16 protein-coding genes are annotated in these 17,924 nt (G+C 58.8%); 6 read left to right on the top strand and 10 right to left on the bottom strand.

Going from position 1 to position 17,924, the window contains the following annotated elements; genetic code table 11:
* Positions 1 to 25 precede the first annotated feature (25 nt).
* Entirely contained in the window at positions 26 to 835 is an 810-nt protein-coding gene (locus QP977_RS01155) for a fructosamine kinase family protein (protein ID WP_070827528.1), read from the top strand.
* Here the strand turns inward: QP977_RS01155 and QP977_RS01150 are convergent.
* Positions 832 to 2,220 carry an amidase gene (locus QP977_RS01150; protein ID WP_070827517.1) on the bottom strand — a complete coding sequence of 463 codons (1,389 nt, stop codon included), beginning with the start codon at positions 2,218 to 2,220 and terminating at the stop codon, positions 832 to 834. The genes QP977_RS01155 and QP977_RS01150 overlap by 4 nt on opposite strands.
* A gap of 33 nt (positions 2,221 to 2,253) precedes the next feature.
* Here QP977_RS01150 and pheA point away from each other — a divergent pair, with 33 nt between their 5' ends.
* Both pheA and QP977_RS01140 read left to right on the top strand, forming a co-directional pair.
* Positions 2,254 to 3,189: a prephenate dehydratase gene (pheA, locus tag QP977_RS01145; protein ID WP_070827515.1), complete on the top strand. Its 936-nt coding sequence runs from the start codon at positions 2,254 to 2,256 to the stop codon at positions 3,187 to 3,189.
* 3 nt (positions 3,190 to 3,192) lie between these two features.
* Positions 3,193 to 3,984, top strand: coding sequence for a histidine phosphatase family protein (locus QP977_RS01140; protein ID WP_070827513.1), 792 nt, complete (start codon positions 3,193 to 3,195; stop codon positions 3,982 to 3,984).
* Between the two features lie 34 nt (positions 3,985 to 4,018).
* On the opposite strand, the gene QP977_RS01135 is transcribed toward QP977_RS01140, so the two are convergent.
* The 3 genes from QP977_RS01135 to QP977_RS01125 all read right to left on the bottom strand — a co-directional run bounded on the left by QP977_RS01135 (position 4,019) and on the right by QP977_RS01125 (position 6,288).
* The gene (locus QP977_RS01135) at positions 4,019 to 4,564 is read right to left on the bottom strand and encodes a DUF1707 SHOCT-like domain-containing protein (protein ID WP_038627001.1); all 546 of its coding nucleotides are present in this window, start codon (positions 4,562 to 4,564) and stop codon (positions 4,019 to 4,021) included.
* Positions 4,565 to 4,642: 78 nt separating this feature from the next.
* Positions 4,643 to 4,987, bottom strand: a complete 345-nt coding sequence (locus QP977_RS01130) for a metallopeptidase family protein (protein WP_038626990.1) — start codon at positions 4,985 to 4,987, stop codon at positions 4,643 to 4,645.
* A 47-nt stretch (positions 4,988 to 5,034) separates the two neighbouring features.
* Positions 5,035 to 6,288, bottom strand: coding sequence for a septum formation family protein (locus tag QP977_RS01125; RefSeq protein ID WP_246821825.1), 1,254 nt, complete (start codon positions 6,286 to 6,288; stop codon positions 5,035 to 5,037).
* A gap of 134 nt (positions 6,289 to 6,422) precedes the next feature.
* On the opposite strand from QP977_RS01125, the gene QP977_RS01120 reads away from it, so the two are divergent.
* Both QP977_RS01120 and serS read left to right on the top strand, forming a co-directional pair.
* The gene (locus QP977_RS01120) at positions 6,423 to 7,073 is read left to right on the top strand and encodes a LysE family translocator (RefSeq protein WP_049171671.1); all 651 of its coding nucleotides are present in this window, start codon (positions 6,423 to 6,425) and stop codon (positions 7,071 to 7,073) included.
* Positions 7,074 to 7,120: 47 nt separating this feature from the next.
* On the top strand, positions 7,121 to 8,392 hold the full coding sequence (gene serS, locus QP977_RS01115; RefSeq protein ID WP_048731242.1) for a serine--tRNA ligase: 1,272 nt from the start codon (positions 7,121 to 7,123) through the stop codon (positions 8,390 to 8,392).
* A 321-nt stretch (positions 8,393 to 8,713) separates the two neighbouring features.
* Here serS and QP977_RS01110 read toward each other — a convergent pair whose 3' ends face one another.
* From QP977_RS01110 to QP977_RS01085, 6 genes are all read right to left on the bottom strand, one after another.
* Complete coding sequence (locus tag QP977_RS01110; RefSeq protein WP_070549939.1) at positions 8,714 to 9,556, bottom strand: DUF5808 domain-containing protein; 843 nt, start codon at positions 9,554 to 9,556, stop codon at positions 8,714 to 8,716.
* Positions 9,553 to 9,888 (bottom strand): PadR family transcriptional regulator, encoded by a 336-nt coding sequence (locus tag QP977_RS01105; RefSeq protein ID WP_049190945.1) that lies wholly within the window; start codon positions 9,886 to 9,888, stop codon positions 9,553 to 9,555. Before QP977_RS01105 ends, QP977_RS01110 begins: the two co-directional genes overlap by 4 nt.
* A gap of 258 nt (positions 9,889 to 10,146) precedes the next feature.
* A complete protein-coding gene (locus tag QP977_RS01100; protein ID WP_070827510.1) occupies positions 10,147 to 11,319 on the bottom strand; it encodes an alpha/beta hydrolase in 1,173 nt (390 codons plus the stop codon).
* A 142-nt stretch (positions 11,320 to 11,461) separates the two neighbouring features.
* Positions 11,462 to 13,018 carry a glycerol kinase GlpK gene (gene glpK, locus QP977_RS01095; protein ID WP_048732791.1) on the bottom strand — a complete coding sequence of 519 codons (1,557 nt, stop codon included), beginning with the start codon at positions 13,016 to 13,018 and terminating at the stop codon, positions 11,462 to 11,464.
* Positions 13,019 to 13,102: 84 nt separating this feature from the next.
* Positions 13,103 to 13,852: an MIP/aquaporin family protein gene (locus tag QP977_RS01090; RefSeq protein ID WP_187401458.1), complete on the bottom strand. Its 750-nt coding sequence runs from the start codon at positions 13,850 to 13,852 to the stop codon at positions 13,103 to 13,105.
* A 253-nt stretch (positions 13,853 to 14,105) separates the two neighbouring features.
* On the bottom strand, positions 14,106 to 15,842 hold the full coding sequence (locus tag QP977_RS01085) for a glycerol-3-phosphate dehydrogenase/oxidase (protein ID WP_284847057.1): 1,737 nt from the start codon (positions 15,840 to 15,842) through the stop codon (positions 14,106 to 14,108).
* A gap of 429 nt (positions 15,843 to 16,271) precedes the next feature.
* Here QP977_RS01085 and QP977_RS01080 point away from each other — a divergent pair, with 429 nt between their 5' ends.
* The gene (locus QP977_RS01080) at positions 16,272 to 17,921 is read left to right on the top strand and encodes a 1-acyl-sn-glycerol-3-phosphate acyltransferase (RefSeq protein WP_070827508.1); all 1,650 of its coding nucleotides are present in this window, start codon (positions 16,272 to 16,274) and stop codon (positions 17,919 to 17,921) included.
* Positions 17,922 to 17,924 lie beyond the last annotated feature (3 nt).

Genomic DNA, 17,924 nt, shown 5'->3' with positions numbered 1-17,924 from the left:
GACCGAAGAAGAATATGCTGGAAATATGTCCGCAATGAACCAGAACTACGAACGTGCAGTCAACGAGTCGGATGTTTATGTCAAGAGCCGACATGGTGTTCCTCGAGGGTTCTTCGCCTGTGAGGCGGCGGGGCTGGACTGGCTGCGCGAGGGCGAACCTGACGGCGGTGCGCGCGTCGTGGATGTGCTGGGCGTGAGCGGGCATGCGCTGAAATTGCGTCGAATTGAGTCGATGGCGCCGAATCCACAGGCAGCGTACGAGTTTGGAAAATCGTTGGCTATTACCCACAATCTGGGCGCCGCTGGCTGGGGTGCCGGCCCCGATGGCTGGGAGGGGCACGGCTACTTCGGTCCGCTGGATCAGCCACTACAGATGGACCTGACTCCACGGGAGAGCTTCGGTGAATACTGGGCGAAAGGACGTCTGCTGCCCACGCTTGGAAAGTTGGAAAACTCCTACAATAACCGTCAGCTAGATATCTTTGACCAGCTCATTGACCGACTCTTGGCTGGAGATTTCGACAACGAGCCAGACGCTGCGCGTGTCCACGGTGACCTGTGGTGGGGAAACCTCATGTGGGATGCAGACGGCGCGATCCTGATTGACCCCGCGGCGCACGGCGGAGCCCGCGAGGAGGATCTGGCGCTGCTGGCGCTATTCGGGGCAACGCACTTCGACGAGATCTTGAGTGGCTATGAGTCCGTACATCCCGTGCCGGGATTCGCGGAGAGCTGCGAACTCCACCAGCTCTATGCCGTGCTCATGCACGCAGTGCTATTTGGTGGCGGATACGCTGGACAGGCAGCGGCAATGGCAGCGAAGTACGTGCGTTAGCTGGCGTTCGCAGCCTCCAGCACGCTAGCGATCTCCAGTAGCTCTGCCTCACCGCAGTGCACCGCACCGATGTTGACGCTGGTGGCGGGGAGCTCCGCGTTGGGTGTGCTGCCGCTTGTGCCCGGCACAGCAATTGGCACGGACACGCTTGCCCACCCAGTCAGATTCCACAGCGACAACCACGGTGTCCACCGGGTTTGCTCGTCAAAGTCCTCCCACGGCGCCAACGCAGAGAAATGCCCAATACGTGGCGGATCAAACGCCAGCGTTGGCGTAATCACCGCATCGATTTCCCAACGCGATCGAATCGCGCCGGGCAGAGCCATCCGCTGCTGATGTGTCGCCGCTGCCTCCGCTACAGAAATCTCCTGGCCACAGGCGCGAATCCACTGCACGATCTCGGAGTAGTCCGCGCGCGGTAATTTCGTGGCCATTCGCGTGATGGTCCGTCGAAAGATCTTGAACACGTCCGGACCTGCCGGGTCATAGGGGCTGGGCACTTCCACCACCTCATACCCGGCGTCGGCAAGACGGTCAGCCGCCGCCCACGCACCGTTTGCCCAGCGCTTATCGACGTCCACCTCAGCATGAAAAGGGCTGACAGTGACACCGATGCGAAGGGGACGCTGGGAACGTCGGAAAACATGCGGGGTTGAGGAAAGTGGCACCCCGGCCAGCAGTGCTGCGTCATCGACTGTGCGAGTGAGGAAGGCAGGCGTGGAGAGATTTCCACCCGCAATATCATGTGCTGGCTTCAACCCAACGAGGCCACAGCAGGCGGCGGGCACACGGATAGAACCGCCGCCGTCAGAGCCCAGAGCTGCGGGAACGACACCAGTTGCGACAGCAACCGCGCTGCCGCCCGAGGAACCGCCGGGAGTGCGTGGCGTGGTATCCGGCTGATTGGACAGCTGATTGGGCGTGGCGAAGTAGGGGTTTTCCGGGGCCGTGTAACCAATCGGCTCGGTGTAGGCCGTCATCCCGACCTCGGAGGTGTGTGTCGTCGCCGTGAGGACCGCGCCACGAGCCAGCAGTTTCGCCACGGGTTCCGAAGTTTCGGTGGCGGTGAAAGCCAAGTTGGTCGAGCCCATCGTGCATTCGACCCCAGCGATGGTGAATAGGTCCTTGATTGCCACTGGCAGACCCAGGAGGTCACGCCGGAGACCGTGGCTAGCGCGCCGGGCGGGTTCGGATCCGGCAGTGAGGCTGCGCGCGCGGTCGACAGCGTGCTCGGCCAAGGACGTGGCAATACCGAAACGAGCGGGATTGGTCGCGGCGTCGTCGGCAAGCGTGGCGAATTCCGAAACGATTTCCGATACCGAGATTGCGCCACTGCGCACGGCTTCAGTGAGGGCGCGGGCGGGCATCTCGGAAGAAGAGGTCATGCAATAAGTGTAGAAGCCCTCTAATCTGAGCTTATGACGACGGTTACTTATTTGGGCCCTGCGGGCACATTCACCGAGCAGGCGCTGTGGGACATGGCGCGTGCCGGCGAGATTGATCCGGCGGGGGAATCCGCGGTCAATGCGGTGCCGGTGGATAGCCCCGCGGCTGCGCTTGGAGCCGTGCGCCGAGGGGAAGCGGACTTTGCCTGCGTGGCTATCGAAAGCAGCGTGGACGGTCCCGTCACACCAACTTTTGACGCGCTGACAGCTGGCCCAGAACTTCAAGTTTTCCGGGAAACTGAAGTCGGAGTGGTGTTCTCTATCCTGGTCCGTCCTGGTACGACGGCGGAACAGGTGCGTACTTTTACGACACATCCCGTAGCGTATCCGCAGGTCAAACAGTGGGTGGACGCCAACCTTCCGGGCGTGGAGGTGCACCAGGCCAGCTCCAATGCAGCGGCGGCACACCAGGTTGCCGAGGGCACCCACGACGCTTGTGCTGCCCCGGCCCGTGCGGGTGAGCTGCTCGGACTTGATGCGCTGGCCACTGAGGTCGCCGACGTGCGCGGTGCCCGCACCCGTTTCCTGCTGGTGGGGCGCCCCGGAGTGCCGACGCCGCGCACCGGCGCCGACCGCACCTCGGTCTCCTTCACGCTGCCGAACCAGCCCGGCACATTGATGCGCGCCATGAACGAGTTTGCAGTGCGACAGATCAACCTCACCCGCATTGAGTCACGGCCGACACGCGAGCTCTTTGGCCTCTACCGCTTCTACATTGACTGCAACGGCCACGTTGATGATGCCCAGGTCGCCGCGGCTCTCGCGGCACTGCACGAATACGCCGAAGACCTGCGCTATCTGGGATCTTGGCCGGTCGCTGAGGGCGGTCGGCGCAGCATTATGACCCCGCCACCGGACATTTCCCAGTCAATTGAGTGGGTCGACGCGCTTAAGGAAGGACGAAGGTAAAACATGACACCTGCCGCGCCCGAAAATCCAGTTGGACAGCTGCCTTTCCTCGATGACCGCCCAGACCGCCCTGAATCTGTCATGCCGATGGACTCGCAGCGCATTATTTTCATCCGCCACGGTCAGACCACCGGCAACATCAACCGCCGCCTGGATACCGCATTGCCGGGCGCACCGCTCACCGACCTCGGTGTGAGGCAGGCGCGCAGTCTGGGACGTCTTTTGCTTCCCGACGTCCACAGAATCGGTGACATCGTCACATCCCATGCCCTGCGTGCACGCCAAACTGGTGCAGGCGCGGTCGCGAGTCTGCACCACCTGGGAGAGACTTCCGTTCGCATCCGCCATGAGGGTGGTCTCCACGAGATTCAGGCCGGCGACCTTGAGGGGCGCAATGATCGCGATGCGCACATGGAGTACATGCGCGCCTTCTATCAGTGGCTCAATGGAGAGCTGGAGTACTGCCTTCCCGGCGGTGAATCCGGTGCTGACGTGCTGAATCGGTACCTGCCGACGCTACAGCAGCTGCTGGAGCAGGCAGGAGCGACAGGTGGTGAATCCAAGGAGTCCAGGGAGGGCAGCAGCAAGGATATCGTCATTGTCAGCCACGGCGCGGCTATTCGTCTGATTGGGCAGTATCTGACCGGGGTGGATCCGGAATACGCACTGCGACACCGCATTGCCAATACCGAGCGAATTGAGCTGGTTCCGAACGCAGCGGCCGTCGGCAAGCGTGCTGGCATTGAACCGGGCGCGTGGGATGTGCGTCGCTGGGGCGACAGCGAGTTGCCCTAGAAGGGAGCGAAACGGCGACCGTTACTGCTGACCGTTACTGCTGGCCCTCCTGAATCTCGCGGCGCTTCTGAGCTGCCAGGCGTAGGCGTTCTGTGCGACGCTTGGATTCCTCTTCGTTGATTTCGTTGAGGAGCTCTTCTTCGTCATCATTGATGTTCAAGGCGGCGCGCCCGATAAGGGCAACGGCCGCAGCGACGATGAAGCCGAGCCACGCGTTATCGATATTGGTGAAAAACATCAGAACGATAGTGACACATACGATAACGCCTGCAGCAGAATCAACAATGTTGAGCTGGCGGCCCTTTTTCATCAGGTTTTGCAGCTCTTGATCGACACTTTGATGCTGCGGATTAGCCGGGGTGCCCTGTGAACTCTCGGGGGAGACCTCAGCGGGCAGGTCCGCGAAGAGAGTTTGCAGTTCTGCCCGAGTTTTAGCGGAAGCAGCACTTTCGGCGCGTTTGGAGAACTCATCGACATCCAAGTAGCCATCAGCGAAATGATTGCCGAGACGCTCCATGGCAGCGTTGCGCTCCCTGTCGCCGACCCTGATTTCTGGCTTCTCGCTCGAGTTGTCGCTCATGGTTATTAAGGCTACAGGGAAGAAGAGGGGAGGGGACAGTATCGCGAGAGGAACGAGACCGTGCACGGCGGGACAAACTTATCCGTAGCCGAGTCGGTCCAAATCCTCCTCTTCGAGGCCGAAATAATGCCCGATTTCATGCAGGAGAGTGACCCGAATCTGCTCCACCAGCTCCTCTTCGGTGCGGCTGATGCGGCAGAGCATGTCGCGATACAGGCTGATTTGGTCAGGCGGACCCCAGTGGTTGTTAGAACGCTCGGTCAGAGGTATGCCCTCGTAGAGGCCCAGCAGTGTGGGTTCGTCGAGGTTATACGGGTGGACCTGGATGATGACCTGATCGAGCTGGTCGAGAAACTGCGTGGGGATGCGGTCGATGGCCTCATCGACAAGTGCATCGAACCGCTCCGGGCTAACGTCAACCATTTATGGTGCTGCCTCGCAATGTCCTCTTGTTTTACTGGCCGATTGTTCTATTGTCCGGCGGGAGCGACTGCGTTATCCGCAGCGCCTGCTCCTGCGCCAGTACCGTCGGCACCGACCTCACCGACGTCACCTGTGCCAGCGCCAGCGCCAGCGTCACCCTGCTCCTCCCGCAGCGGATTGCGCGGTGGCGGAGCTACGGGCGGCTGGCCGTCGATAGTGAAGGACTCGTTAGCGTGGCCGTTGAGAGTGGAGAACCCGCCCTGGCCATTGTCCTTAATCAACCAGCAGTTCACACTGCGCGAGCCGGCATTGAGCGACTCCTGCGACAGGGAGGTCCAAAATGGCAACAGCGTTGAGTTATACAGCGGGTCGTCACCGCCGAGGTAATTCTGCGCGAGAGTCACACACTGTTCCGCGAGCACATCATTCTGCTCCTGGTCAGTGGGGATGTTGTCACCGAAATGGTCGCGGAGATTGACAATTCCCGTCGACTCCATCAGGTGATCTTCCACGCAAGGCACCTGGCGGATGGCGCCGTTTTCATCCAATGTCACGCAGCGGCCGCCCTCGAACACGCGGGACTGGTCCTGCCCGGCCGCAGGACCGGACATGTGCGTCGTGTTGCCGTCTTCATCGACGACCTGGATACCGCACAGGAAGGTACGGTCACCCTTTTCCCACTGGCTAGGTGAAGGAATGATCGGCGCCGTGATAAATCGACCGTCTGGATCGTACTGGCCGCCCAGGTATTCAGTCACAGTGTTGCGACACACGCCATTTTGCAGAGCCACCAAATTGTCCGCTGTCGGGTAGTTGGCAGTTTTGGCGTATTGCCCCGGATGTTCCTCGTAATCGGCGAGATTCAGTTTCTTGGCGACCTCATAAGCATGCGGCTGCTCACAGGGCACGACGCGGAAGTCAGAAACATTCAAATCTTCTGCCAGATTCCAGTCCAGACAGTTGCCCGCGGTTGCGCTGGTGAACGCCGTCGTCTCCTTGTCAACGATGGTCGTCGTTGTCGACGATGACGCGCTTGCCGACGAGCCCTTGCCCCCAAGTGGCCCACTCGGTGGCTCGATGACTCCCGCTTGCAGCGCGAATGCCATTCCCGCGGCGCCGACCAGCATTGCCGTCGACAAAGCGCGCATTCCCCAGCTTCCACGAGAGTTACGGGAAGCGTGGGCATCGTTGCTGGCTGCGGAGGACGCACCAGCGCTGGCATCTGCGCCAGTACCTGCACCGGAGTCAGTGTCTGTGGCGGCAGCGTGCTCGCGATCCTGGTTCATATTGTCATCAGCCATAGTGACCCCATTGTGCACCGCCAATGAGCCTGTGGACAAGGTAACGCTCTGTCCGAGTTTGCGGTCCGAGTTTGCTCAATAACTTCAGGCACTACAATAGTCCGGTATTTGTTCGCTACCCGAGGACACGAGTCTTGACCTGGACTGCACTACTCAGCCTGCTGGGCGTCCACATTATTGGTATGGCCTCACCAGGGCCTGACGTCTTCTTAATCCTGCGCCTTGCCACCAAATCCCGAAAGCACGCCATCGCAGCGGTTGCGGGTATCAGTACTGGTGCCACTATCTGGATGACCCTCACAGTTTTTGGGTTCGCAGCTGTCATCACCGCCAATCCTTTGCTGATGGGCGTAATCCAGCTCGTCGGGGGCTGTTATCTCATTTACATGGGCATCAGCATGGCCAAGGCAGGCATCAATACCCTCCGCGAACTGCGCGCCGGTGCCGCACCAGCGCTGGGAAGCGAGGCGCTCCGGTCGCCGAAGGCGACATTCCGTCAGGGCTTTTTCACCAATATGTCGAACCCGAAGATTGTTCTCTTCCTCACGGCAGTGCTTTCACAGTTCATTCCCGCAGGCGCATCCGTGGGGACGCTTGTGCTTTGTACGTTGGTGCTAATCGTCTCCCAAATCGCTTTCTTCCTATTTATCGCAATCGTGGTGTCGACGGATGCCGTCGTCAAGCGAATGGTGCTGGCAGGGCCGTGGATTGACACTGTCGCCGGCGTGATCTTCCTCGTCCTCGGCGCGCTGCTGGTCGCCTCAGGAGCGGAAGCGGCACTCTAGCAAGCCTTGTGCCTGCTTGCCGACGTAAACCAGGTACTCTAGGGGACGTGATTGATCTCAAATTTCTCCGCGAAAACCCTGAAGTAGCCCGCGAGTCCCAGCGCACCCGTGGTGAGGACCCGGCATTGGTCGATCAGCTGCTGGAAGCTGACGCTAAGCGCCGCGAGGTTATTGCCTCCACCGACGCGCTGCGTTCAGAGCAGAAGGGCTTCGGTAAGAAGATTGGTCAGGCGTCGAAGGAAGAGCGCCCGGCCATGCTGGAGAAGGCCAAGGAGCTTTCCGACGCCGTGAAGGCAGCCGAAGCGGAGCAGAAGGAAGCCGAGGCTGAGGTCGAGCGCCTGCAGTACCTGATTGGCAACATCGTTACGGGTGCGCCCGCCGGCGGCGAAGATGACTTTGTCGTGCTGGAGGAAATCGGTGAGATTCCACAGTTCGACTTTGAGCCCAAAGATCACCTGGACCTCGGTGAGTCGCTGGGTCTTATTGATATGGAGCGTGGCGTCAAGGTCTCCGGTTCCCGCTTCTACTTCCTGACCGGCTACGGTGCCATGCTGCAGCTGGCCATGATGAACCTGGCTGCTCAGAAGGCAACTCAGAATGGCTTCCAGCTGATGGTGCCGCCGGTGCTGGTTCGTCCGGAGACCATGTCGGGTACCGGCTTCCTCGGTGCGCACTCCGATGAGATCTACTACCTGCAGGAAGATGACCTCTACCTGGTCGGTACCTCGGAAGTCGCGCTGGCCGGCTACCACTCCAACGAGATTATTGACCTGTCGGAGGGGCCGCGTCGCTACGCTGGTTGGTCTTCCTGTTTCCGTCGTGAAGCGGGCTCTTACGGTAAGGACACCCGCGGTATCCTGCGCGTGCACCAGTTCGACAAGCTGGAGATGTTCTCCTACTGTCCGCCGGAGCAGGCGGAGGCAGAGCACCAGAAGCTGCTGAACATGGAGCGCGAGATGCTGGCCGCGGTCGATGTTCCATACCGCATCATCGATGTTGCTGGTGGTGACCTGGGTGCATCGGCTGCCCGCAAGTTCGATACCGAGGCATGGGTGCCGACGCAGAACACCTACCGCGAGCTGACCTCGACTTCGAACTGCACGACTTTCCAGGCTCGTCGTTTGAAGACCCGCTACCGCGATGCCGATGGCAAGTCTCAGTACTGCGCCACCCTAAATGGCACGCTGGCCACGACGCGTTGGCTGGTCGCCATTCTGGAAAACCACCAGCAGGCCGATGGTTCTGTGGTGATTCCGGAGGCGCTGCGTCCGTTCATGATGGGCAAGGAAGTTCTCGAGCCGGTTAAGCGAGCCGGTTAAGCAGGTGCGGCCCCGCCCCAGTTCATCCGCGACTTCACGACACCTATGTCACCTCATGCCACCTCCACAGCTGGCATGAGGTGACGCCTGTGTCGTGAAGTGGCTTTTTTCAGGCGTGACTTGTTTAGCTGCGCTAAAAAATTAATTGGGGGATTGAGAAGGTAAAAACACCAGGAAGGTTGAGAGTAGAAACACAACCGAAAACACAACTGAACCAGGGGGATAGCCTCACTCGAGGTGGTAGAGGTTGTGTACAACATTCGGGATTACAGCAATTTTGCTGATGTGTCTTTCACCTGCTGATGTATCCTGCACCGTGATTTAAGCTGCTCCAGCTTTCTTCCACGCAGCCTTCAGCCCAGCTCGGAGGGGCAGGACGAGGCAGGCAGACGAAGCCACGGCCGAAGTGAGGGCAACGCCAGCTCGCACAAATGCTGGATTGAGCTTGGAGTTTTCTTCCGTGAGAATGCCGATCAGCTGAGATGGCGCAATTGTGCTTGCGAGCGCGCCTAGGGACGCAACGCGCAGCGCGTCTTCACGGTCATCTGCCTTGAGCAGCGAAGCAGCTGAAAATCCAGCTCCGACCGTAGAAACCACGAAGGGAAGAAGCAGAGTTTCCTTCGGTGCTGTCTTCTGAACTGCCTCGCCGTTTAGCTTCCATTTGGTGTGGACTTCTGCAGGCAACTGCTTCCAGGACATAGCCAGTGCGACTCCGTGCGCAACCGTCACGGCCGCGGGGAGAAGAGCGGTCGCCTGCAGTGTGCGAGCTGGAATTTCAGAGATAACCTCACCGTCAATATCGTCCGGTCGGACAATCCCCAGCTTGGTCGCTACTGCGGCCCAGTTGATAGACCAGCCAAAACCCAACAGGTGAGGTTGGAGGATCCGCGGGTCGTCCATGTTCCACAGGGAAGCGCGACCGCTTTTGGTAAATACCCGAAGCGGTTTGGAGAGGTACCTGCGCAAGGTGTTTGGTTCGCCAACTTGTTCGGCTACGCAATTTGCGTAGTCGGTCGCCGTTCCCAGCTCTTCGGTCAGGTCCGCGTGGACGTCGTTAAGCTCTTGCAGAAGACTCTCCTGCTCGGCGATGATCGCCTTGCGTTGTGCGTGCGATATGCCGATTTCGCGCAGTTTGTGGTCAATGGCAGTGAGGTAGGTGTTCATTGGGGCTCCTCGGAAAATAGTGCGGTCATGTCGGCGGATAGGTCGATGAAGTCCTGATGCAGTTGCGTGAGTGTTTGCTTTCCTTTGGCTGTCAGTGAGTAGTACTTGCGCGGCGGCCCTTTGGGGGATTCCTCCCAGCGATTGCTAATCAAGCCGTTGGTGGTCAGCCGCGAGAGTAGGGGGTAGACGGTTCCCGCGGGCGCGCTGAGGTGGGGGTAGGCGTTGAGCTTTGCGACGAGTGCCGCGCCATAGAGCTCTTCGCGAGAAATCAGCTTGAGAATGGCGAGCTCAAGTACCCCTTTCTTCAGTTGTGTCTGTGGACGTTTGGGCATAGCGTTGTGCTTTCTTTCCGGCGGTATGGAGGAATCTGCCCAGGCAGAATACTTTTCATACCTAGTACCTTGTAATACCAACTATACGCACAGTAGTTTGTATTGCCAAGTACTGCATGCTTTATACGGCGCGGAGAGGGCAGGGCAAAGAAAATGAGGGGCAATTGCCAGAAGGCAATCGCCCCTCATTCCACCGGGTTAGCTCTATGGAGAACTCGTAACTGCTAGGAAGCGGTTCGGTTCCTATTTAGCGTTCAATTAGATACGCGCATCAAGCCAGGCAATAGCCGTCGCAATGGCCTCGTGCTGTGCCGGCTCGTTGAAGGTCTCGTGGAACTGGCCTTCGAACTCGATCAGCTGCTTGTCGGTGGACGAGATGCCGTTGTGCCAGTCGCGCGAGAAGAACGGCGGCACAATCTCATCCTGGCCGCCCATCATGACCAGGGTCGGCTCAACAAAGTCGACGGAGTTGGTGCCGTTGTAGGTGGCGGCAAAAGCCATCTGCTGAGCCATGCCGAGCGAGAGCTTGGAGTTGTTGTACGGATCAGTTTCGTACTCATCACGCACTGCCTGCGAAGAAGAGGTCTTAGAACCCAGCGGGTTGCCAAGCTGAATCAAGTCGCTGCCGGGTAGTGATGGCACGCGCATCTCGGTGCGGTTCGGCACTTCCTTGAGCATGCGAGTGTTGAATGTGGTCATGTCCTGGAATGGCAGGCGCTGGTAAATCGTCGGCTGCGCCTCGCGCTGGACATCGGTCATGGCCTCTGGGGTGATGGTTTCGCCCTCGTCCGTGCCACCGTAGGGGTTGAAAAGAGCGCCACCACCGTTGGCGACAATGCCATCGACACTGCCCGGGTACTTGATGCCGTGGAAGTCCACGGCAAGGCCGCCCATGGAGTGGCCGAGCAGGAAGGTCTTCGTGCTCGGGTTCTCCGCCTTGGCCTTTTCGACGAGCATGTGCAGGTCATCGACAAGCGAGTGGAAATCATCAATATGACCACGGGCAACTGGGGTTCCTTCGACCTGGCCGGAGTGGCCGTGCCCACGGTGGTCAATGCGGTAAACGTTGTAGCCGGCGTTCAGCAGCTTGCCGGTTACCCACTCGTAGCGACCCAGGTGTTCTGCAGCGCCATGCACGACGACGACAGTGGCTTTGGCATTCGGGATGGTGTTGGACTTCCAGTAAATCTGGGTGCCCTTGCCATCCTGTGAGGTCATGTAGCCGTCGGTGACCGTAACGTGGCGTCCGTCAACCGTAGTGGTTGGTGCCGGGGTGGTGGGCAGCTCGACCATTGCAGTGGACTGCGGGTCGGGAGTTGGTTCCAGCGGGTTCTTGATGAAGTCCGTTGGGGCTGCTGATGCTGCCGGGGTGGCCAGGGCCAAAGTCAGGGCGGTGGTCACACTCGCAGTGAAAATTGATGCGCGACGCATGATTGCTCTTTTCTGTTTTCAATCGAGGAGTGGATGATAGTTATAATAATTTTATTATAACAAACAAGCCCTGAATTTATAATAAAAATAGCCCGGAAAACCGAATAGGTTTTCCGGGCTATTTTTCGGCTCTTACGAGGACTTATTCAGGCTTCGGTGCCTCCTCAGCATCCGTATCCTCGACCCAACCATAGGTGCGCTCAACGGCACGGTTCCACTGGTGGAACAGGCGATCGCGCTCTTCGGCCTCCATCTTCGGACGCCACTTCTTGTCGATCGTGATGTGAGCCTTGACCTCATCCAGGTTCGACCAGAAGCCAATGCCAAGGCCCGCAGCGTATGCCGCACCAAGGGCCGTGGTTTCAATGTTGTTCGGGCGTGTGACAGCGACATTCAGGATGTCGGACTGGAACTGCATGAGGAACTCGTTCATAGTCATGCCACCATCAACGCTCAGCGTTGTGATGTCCGTGTCGGATTCTGCGACCATGGCGTCGAGGACCTCGCGGGTCTGGTACGCAGCAGCCTCCAGCACAGCACGGGCAATGTGGTTTCGGTTGACGAAACGGGTCAAACCGACGATGACGCCACGAGCGTCCGGCTGCCAACGAGGAGCAAAAAGACCGGAGAAGGCCGGCACGATGTACACGCCGCCGTTATCCTTGACGCTCTTTGCCTTGTTCTCAATGGATGCCGCATTCGGAATCATCTGCAGCTCGTCACGCAGCCACTGAACAAGTGCGCCGCCCATGGAGACGGAGCCCTCGAGCGCGTAGACCGGCTTCTCTCCCTCGACCTGGTAGCAGACGGTGGAGATGAGTCCGTGGTCAGACCACTTCGGCTTCTCACCAGTATTCATTAGCATGAACAGCCCAGTGCCGTAGGTGTTCTTGGTGTCGCCCTCGCCGAAGCAGCCCTGGCCGAACATGGCGGCCTGCTGGTCGCCGAGGATGCCAGTAATCGGTCGCTCCGCAAGAGAACCGCGGGCGCGGATACGGCCGAAGTCGCCTACCGACGGTCGGATGTCAGGCAGCATCGACATCGGAATGCCAATTTCACGGCAAATGTCCTCATCCCACTCGAGGGTCTTGAGGTCCATCAGGAGAGTACGGGAGGCGTTGGTGACGTCGGTTGCGTGAACTGCGTCTTCGCCGTTGTCGCCCTCTGCACCACCGGTGAGATTCCACAGCAGCCAAGTATCGATGGTGCCGAAGAGTAGATCGCCAGCCTCAGCCTTTTCGCGAGCTCCCTCGACGTTGTCGAGAATCCAGCGCACCTTCGGGCCAGCTGGGTAGGAGTTGATACGTAGGCCCGTGGTCTCACGCCAGCGGTCAGCGCCTTCATCCCCCATGAGTTCCTTGCAGATCTCATTCGTGCGGGTGTCCTGCCAGACGATGGCATTGTAGACCGGTTCACCAGTGTTCTTGTCCCAGACGACAGTGGTTTCACGCTGGTTGGTGATACCGATGGCATCAATATCCTGGGAAGCAATGTCGACATCGGCGAGAGCTTCGCTGACTACTCGACGAGTGTTGGTCCAAATCTCCTGAGCGTCGTGCTCGACCCAGCCCTCTTCCGGGAAAATCTGCTTGTGTTCCATCTGTGCAACAGTGACGATTTCTGCGTCATGGTTGAAGATGATGCAGCGGGTGGAAGTAGTTCCCTGGTCAATGGCGAGGACGTATTTGCTGTGCGTCATGGGGGATACTCCTAGCGAAATTGTGTGTAAATGTGAGTGTTCAGGCTTGCGATATTTTATTGTGCGATATCTCTCATATTCCCGTTATCCGATGGCAAAGGCAAGAGCGCCTGCAGCCACGGCTGCCAGCATCGGTGCGACAATCGGAACCCATGCATAGGCCCAGTTCGCATCGCCCTTGCCCTTAATCGGGAGCACGAAAGCGTAGGCCAAACGCGGGCCGAGGTCACGAACAGGGTTGATGGCGTATCCGGTCGGGGAACCAAGGGAAAGACCAATCGACACAATGATGAACGAGACACCGAAGTAGGTCAGCGGGCCAAGTTCGCCGCCGGCTGGGCCGAACAGGATGAATGCGAGCAGAACGAAGGTCGCGATGAACTCGGTGACGGCATTCCAAAAGTTATTTGGGTGAACCGGCGCGGTGAAGAAGTTGCCGCCAGTTTCGGCATTCGCATTGGTTGGGTTGCCGTTTTCGTCGACACCATTGGCGTCGAACAGCTGCTTAAAAGCGGCCCATGCCAGGATTGCACCTACGAATGCGCCCAACAGCTGACCTGCAACATAGTACGGAACCAGGTCCCATCCCAGGCTGCCCTTGATGGCCAGGGCAACGGTTACCGCAGGGTTCAAGTGCCCACCGGATACGTCGGCAATAGATGCACCAGCGAAAACAGCCATACCCCAGCCGAAGGCAATGCCCAACCAGCCTGCATTTGCAGCGCGGGTTGTCCGGAGGTTGATAGAAGCACAGACTCCGTTACCGAGGAGGATTAGAATGGCGGTTCCGAAAAACTCCCAGAGGAATGCCTGGGATCCTGTGATTGTCTCCATGAGATGTAGAAACTCTCTGTGAGTCGTGACCGGGCGAGGTCACGATGAATCTTGCAACGTAAATTCTTTGGGTATAAGAAATGCCGGCGAGAACTGATTCTTTTCGCCGGCACTTTTATTTCGAGCCCATTAGCCCCTTGAAGTGCGAAGCCGTTTTCCCAAGAGGGAAAGCTATTTCGTTGTGGCTACAGCGTTGGTGGCCATCTAAGAACTAGCTCGTACGGCCACCGGGGGGGGGAGGGGAGGGGGCAAACTAGCGGTCGAGGCTGACGTCGACGTCCGCGCGAGTCTCCACTGCATGAGCAGCAATCTCGTTAGCGGCCTTGTCAGTCAGCTCACGTTCAGCTGCCAGGGTTGCTTCGACACGCCCGATGAAGACCTTGATCTCCTTCTCCATCGTGTCCTTGTCCCAACCCAGAGCTGGGGCAACCAGTTCAGCGGTGGCCCGGGCGCTGTCGACACCGCGGTGTGCGTACTCCATGGAGACACGCAGGCGGCGCTCCAGGATGTCGTCGAGGTGCATTGCGCCTTCGTGAGTCACTGCGTAGAGAACCTCAGCGCGCATGTACTGCTCAGCAGCCTCCAGTGGCTCGAGCAGGGACTTGTCCTCGGCCGTCGGGGCTAGAACCTCGTAGATGAGGGAGCCGTAACGGTTGAGCAGGTGCTCGACCTGCTTCTCGGTGATACCGAACTGCTTGGCCAGGGCTGGCTTCTGGTTGTTCAGTGCGTGGTAGCCGTCAGCGCCGAGCAGCGGGACATCTGCAGTGACGGACTCCGGTACCTTGCGGGGGACGTCCTGGACTGCAGCGTCGATGGTGTCAGCACCGATGACGCGGTAGGTGGTGTACTTACCGCCTGCGACGGAAACCATGCCCGGGGCAACGTGGGCAACAGCGTGGTTGCGGGAGAGGTTGGTGGTGGAGTCGGAGTCGCCTTCCACCAGTGGACGCAGACCCGAGTAGACACCGACGATGTCGTCGTAAGTAATTGGACGGCGAACCTTGGCGTTGACGTGATCGAGGATGTAGTCGATGTCAGCGCGGGTAGCTGCCGGGTTGGCCAAATTCATGGTCCAGTCGGTGTCGGTGGTACCGATAATCCAGTATTCACCCCACGGGATAACGAACAGGACGGACTTCTCGGTCACGAAGGTCATTGCCACCGAGCCCTCAAGAGCGGACTTCGGAATAACAATGTGGACACCCTTGGAGGTGTGGACGCGGAACTTGCCCGTGACGCCAGCCAGCTTCTCAATCTCATCGGACCAAATACCGGTGGCATTGACGAAAACGCTGCCGCGGATGGTGGTGGTGGCGCCGGTGTCGGTGTCAAGGAGCTTCGCGCCGACGATGCGCTCGCCTTCCTTCACGAAGTCGACAACCTGAGTGGAGGTGCGGACGTCAGCGCCGAAGTGAGCAGCGGTGCGCAGGACAGTCATGGTGTGACGGGCATCGTCAACCAGGGTGTCGTAGTAGCGAACGCCGCCGACCACGGCATCTTCCTTCAGGCCCGGAGCCTGCTTCAGGGTGCCCTTGCGGGAGTAGTGCTTCTGCATCGGAACCTGCTTGGCGCCACCCATGACGTCGTAAAGGAAGAAGCCCGATGCCATGAACGGGCGCTCCCACACGCGGTGGGTCAGCGGGAAGACGAAGCGCAGTGGCTTAACCAGGTGCGGTGCTAGGTGCGACATGGACAGTTCGCGCTCGCGCAGGGATTCAGCTACCAGGCGGAAGTCCAACATCTGCAGGTAGCGCAGACCGCCGTGGAACATCTTGGAGGAGCGGCTGGAGGTGCCGCCTGCGAAGTCACGAGTTTCAATGACCGCAGTCTTCAAACCACGGGTTGCGGCATCGAGCGCAGCGCCAGCGCCTACAGAACCGCCGCCGATAATGACGACGTCGTATTGCTCGGTGCCGAATTTCTCCCAGGTCTTTTCATGCTGTTCCTTATTTAGAACTGCAGATGGGGCGAGAGATGAAGAGGACGACATTTTCCAATCCTTCCCGGTGGGGGCGTTGATTTTTCGTCGAAGAGAATTTCTCGGCTCACGGCTCAGGTTACCAAAAATCGGCTTACTTGTAAGCGGTAACTTACGGTTACGTAGATATAAACAATGGGTCAAAAAGCCAAGAAAACCCGCCCCAAAATGTTGTCTGGTTTTCCGCAGGTAGATAGGTATGTTAATAGAGGTTTACTACTTTTAGAATGAATGCCCACCAGCGGAGCCCACCCCATAACGGGGGTGGTAAGAGCGACTATGGGGTGTACCGGGACTGTATGACAGGTGCGCAGTACGCGCAAGGGGGATGTACCTGGTTTTACACATGGATATGGGCCTGTAACGACATTTATTCATGGGTCTCAGATACCAGTACATATCGCCCCGCTAAGGGGTGCGAAAGATTGTAGAGTAAAGGCCATGTTCAAGGATCCTGTGTACTTAACGATTATCGGATTGGCGCGCACCGTCTTCTTTGCCCAAGGTTTGAAGTTCACCGTTAAGGGCTGGGAAAACGTGCCGAAAGACTCTGGCGCCGTTCTCGTTACTAACCACACCGGATACATGGACTTCACCTATGTCGGTCTTCCATTCCGCAAGCACCGCCGTTTTGTCCGTTTTATGGCGAAGAAGGAAGTCTTCGACCATTCGATCGCAGGACCAATCATGCGTGCTTGTAAGCACATTCCGGTCGACCGCACCGACGGCTCCAAGTCTTTCGAAGAGGCCTGCGCAAAGTTGGAAAACGACGAGTTGGTAGGCATCTTTCCGGAGTCGACTATCTCGCGCAGCTTTGAAGTCAAGAATCTGAAGTCGGGTGCGGTGCGTATGGCGCAGCGCACCGGCAAGCCCATCATCCCAGTGCTGATTGTGGGATCCCAGCGCGTGTGGACGAAGGGGCACCCCAAGCATCTCGGCCGCAGCAATACTCCGATTCATATTACGGTTTTGCCGCCGTGGACCCCGGAGGGCGATCCGGCAGAAGCCACCGAAAAGCTACACGAAATCATGGATCAGGGTGTCCGTCAGCTCTGGGACGAGTATGCAGCTGAAGAAGGTCCCCTGCCGAAGGGCGCCTACTGGGTACCGGCTCGCCTTGGCGGCGGCGCACCGACTTTCGAAGAGGCCCAGGCAGAGGACCTGAAAGTCGAAGAAGAGCGTCAGCGTATCCGTCATTTGCGCGGTGATCTGGCCGCATTCAAGGAAAAGCTAGCCGAGTCGGCACGTGAATTCGGCGATAGTGCGCGTGAGTTCGGCGATCAGACCAGGCAGCAGTTCCTCGATGCCTCGCAAACGATGAGCGCGGAGTCTGCTCGCCGAAGGGAACAGACGACCGCCTTGTTGGCGCAGTTCCGTCAGTCTGTGGAACAGATGGCTGATGATGTTGTCGCCGGTGCTAAGGAGAGCAAGGAGTCCGTGCGTACGGCCACGGATTCGATGCGCGTGACCTTCCGCGAAGCGTACGTGCAACTAGAGAAGGCCTCCGCCTCCGGTGTCGAACAGACGCAGCAGACCGTTTACCGTCTTATCGGCCAGTCGATGATGATCCGCGACAAGCTTCCACAGCGCTTGAACAGGCTCATCACCGCTCAGCCGGAGACGTTCATCTTCGATTACCCCGCATCGCTTGCCGACGACGCGGGCAATACCAGCGAAGAAAACATGAAGGCCTTGCAGCAGCTCGGCGATGCCGGAGCCACAATCGTTGTTCTGCACGAACCGGGAGATAAGCCGAATCTATCGGCTTTGGAGTCGGTTGACCTGCAGGTCGTGGAACTCCCGGAGGGCGCCAGCAAACTGGACGTCACAAATGCGGTGGTTAGCACGCTGCGCAAGCAGGCTCGCAAGGAAGAAACCGCGATTCTTTTTGCCGGTCGCTCGAACTTTGAGGAAGCCACACAGCGTGTCGGCATGCCGGTAGTTACGGCCGATGCGGACTGGTCCCTGCTGAAGAACGCGGATTGGGTAATCGACACTGTCGAGCATGGGGGAGTAGCCGCAACGCTGCAGTTGTTGCACGACCGGTTCTGCGATGACGGTGAAGATGACAACAGTGAGGACGGCAAGTAGTTC

The organism is Corynebacterium sp. MSK012 (assembly GCF_030232435.1).
Taxonomy (GTDB): domain Bacteria; phylum Actinomycetota; class Actinomycetes; order Mycobacteriales; family Mycobacteriaceae; genus Corynebacterium; species Corynebacterium jeikeium_D.
This window is presented reverse-complemented; position numbering and strand designations above follow the sequence as displayed.

Excerpts from the sequence above, each read along its gene's own strand:
- QP977_RS01155 (WP_070827528.1), top strand. The coding sequence starts at position 26 with ATGTCCGCAATGAACCAGAACTACGAACGTGCAGTCAACGAGTCGGAT.
- QP977_RS01105 (WP_049190945.1), bottom strand. The coding sequence starts at position 9,888 with ATGCCCAAACGTCCACAGACACAACTGAAGAAAGGGGTACTTGAGCTC.
- QP977_RS01080 (WP_070827508.1), top strand. The coding sequence starts at position 16,272 with ATGTTCAAGGATCCTGTGTACTTAACGATTATCGGATTGGCGCGCACC.
- QP977_RS01100 (WP_070827510.1), bottom strand. The coding sequence starts at position 11,319 with ATGCGTCGCGCATCAATTTTCACTGCGAGTGTGACCACCGCCCTGACT.
- pheA (WP_070827515.1), top strand. The coding sequence starts at position 2,254 with ATGACGACGGTTACTTATTTGGGCCCTGCGGGCACATTCACCGAGCAG.
- QP977_RS01150 (WP_070827517.1), bottom strand. The coding sequence starts at position 2,220 with ATGACCTCTTCTTCCGAGATGCCCGCCCGCGCCCTCACTGAAGCCGTG.
- QP977_RS01135 (WP_038627001.1), bottom strand. The coding sequence starts at position 4,564 with ATGAGCGACAACTCGAGCGAGAAGCCAGAAATCAGGGTCGGCGACAGG.
- QP977_RS01090 (WP_187401458.1), bottom strand. The coding sequence starts at position 13,852 with ATGGAGACAATCACAGGATCCCAGGCATTCCTCTGGGAGTTTTTCGGA.
- QP977_RS01125 (WP_246821825.1), bottom strand. The coding sequence starts at position 6,288 with ATGGCTGATGACAATATGAACCAGGATCGCGAGCACGCTGCCGCCACA.
- QP977_RS01140 (WP_070827513.1), top strand. The coding sequence starts at position 3,193 with ATGACACCTGCCGCGCCCGAAAATCCAGTTGGACAGCTGCCTTTCCTC.
- glpK (WP_048732791.1), bottom strand. The coding sequence starts at position 13,018 with ATGACGCACAGCAAATACGTCCTCGCCATTGACCAGGGAACTACTTCC.
- QP977_RS01130 (WP_038626990.1), bottom strand. The coding sequence starts at position 4,987 with ATGGTTGACGTTAGCCCGGAGCGGTTCGATGCACTTGTCGATGAGGCC.
- QP977_RS01085 (WP_284847057.1), bottom strand. The coding sequence starts at position 15,842 with ATGTCGTCCTCTTCATCTCTCGCCCCATCTGCAGTTCTAAATAAGGAA.
- QP977_RS01110 (WP_070549939.1), bottom strand. The coding sequence starts at position 9,556 with ATGAACACCTACCTCACTGCCATTGACCACAAACTGCGCGAAATCGGC.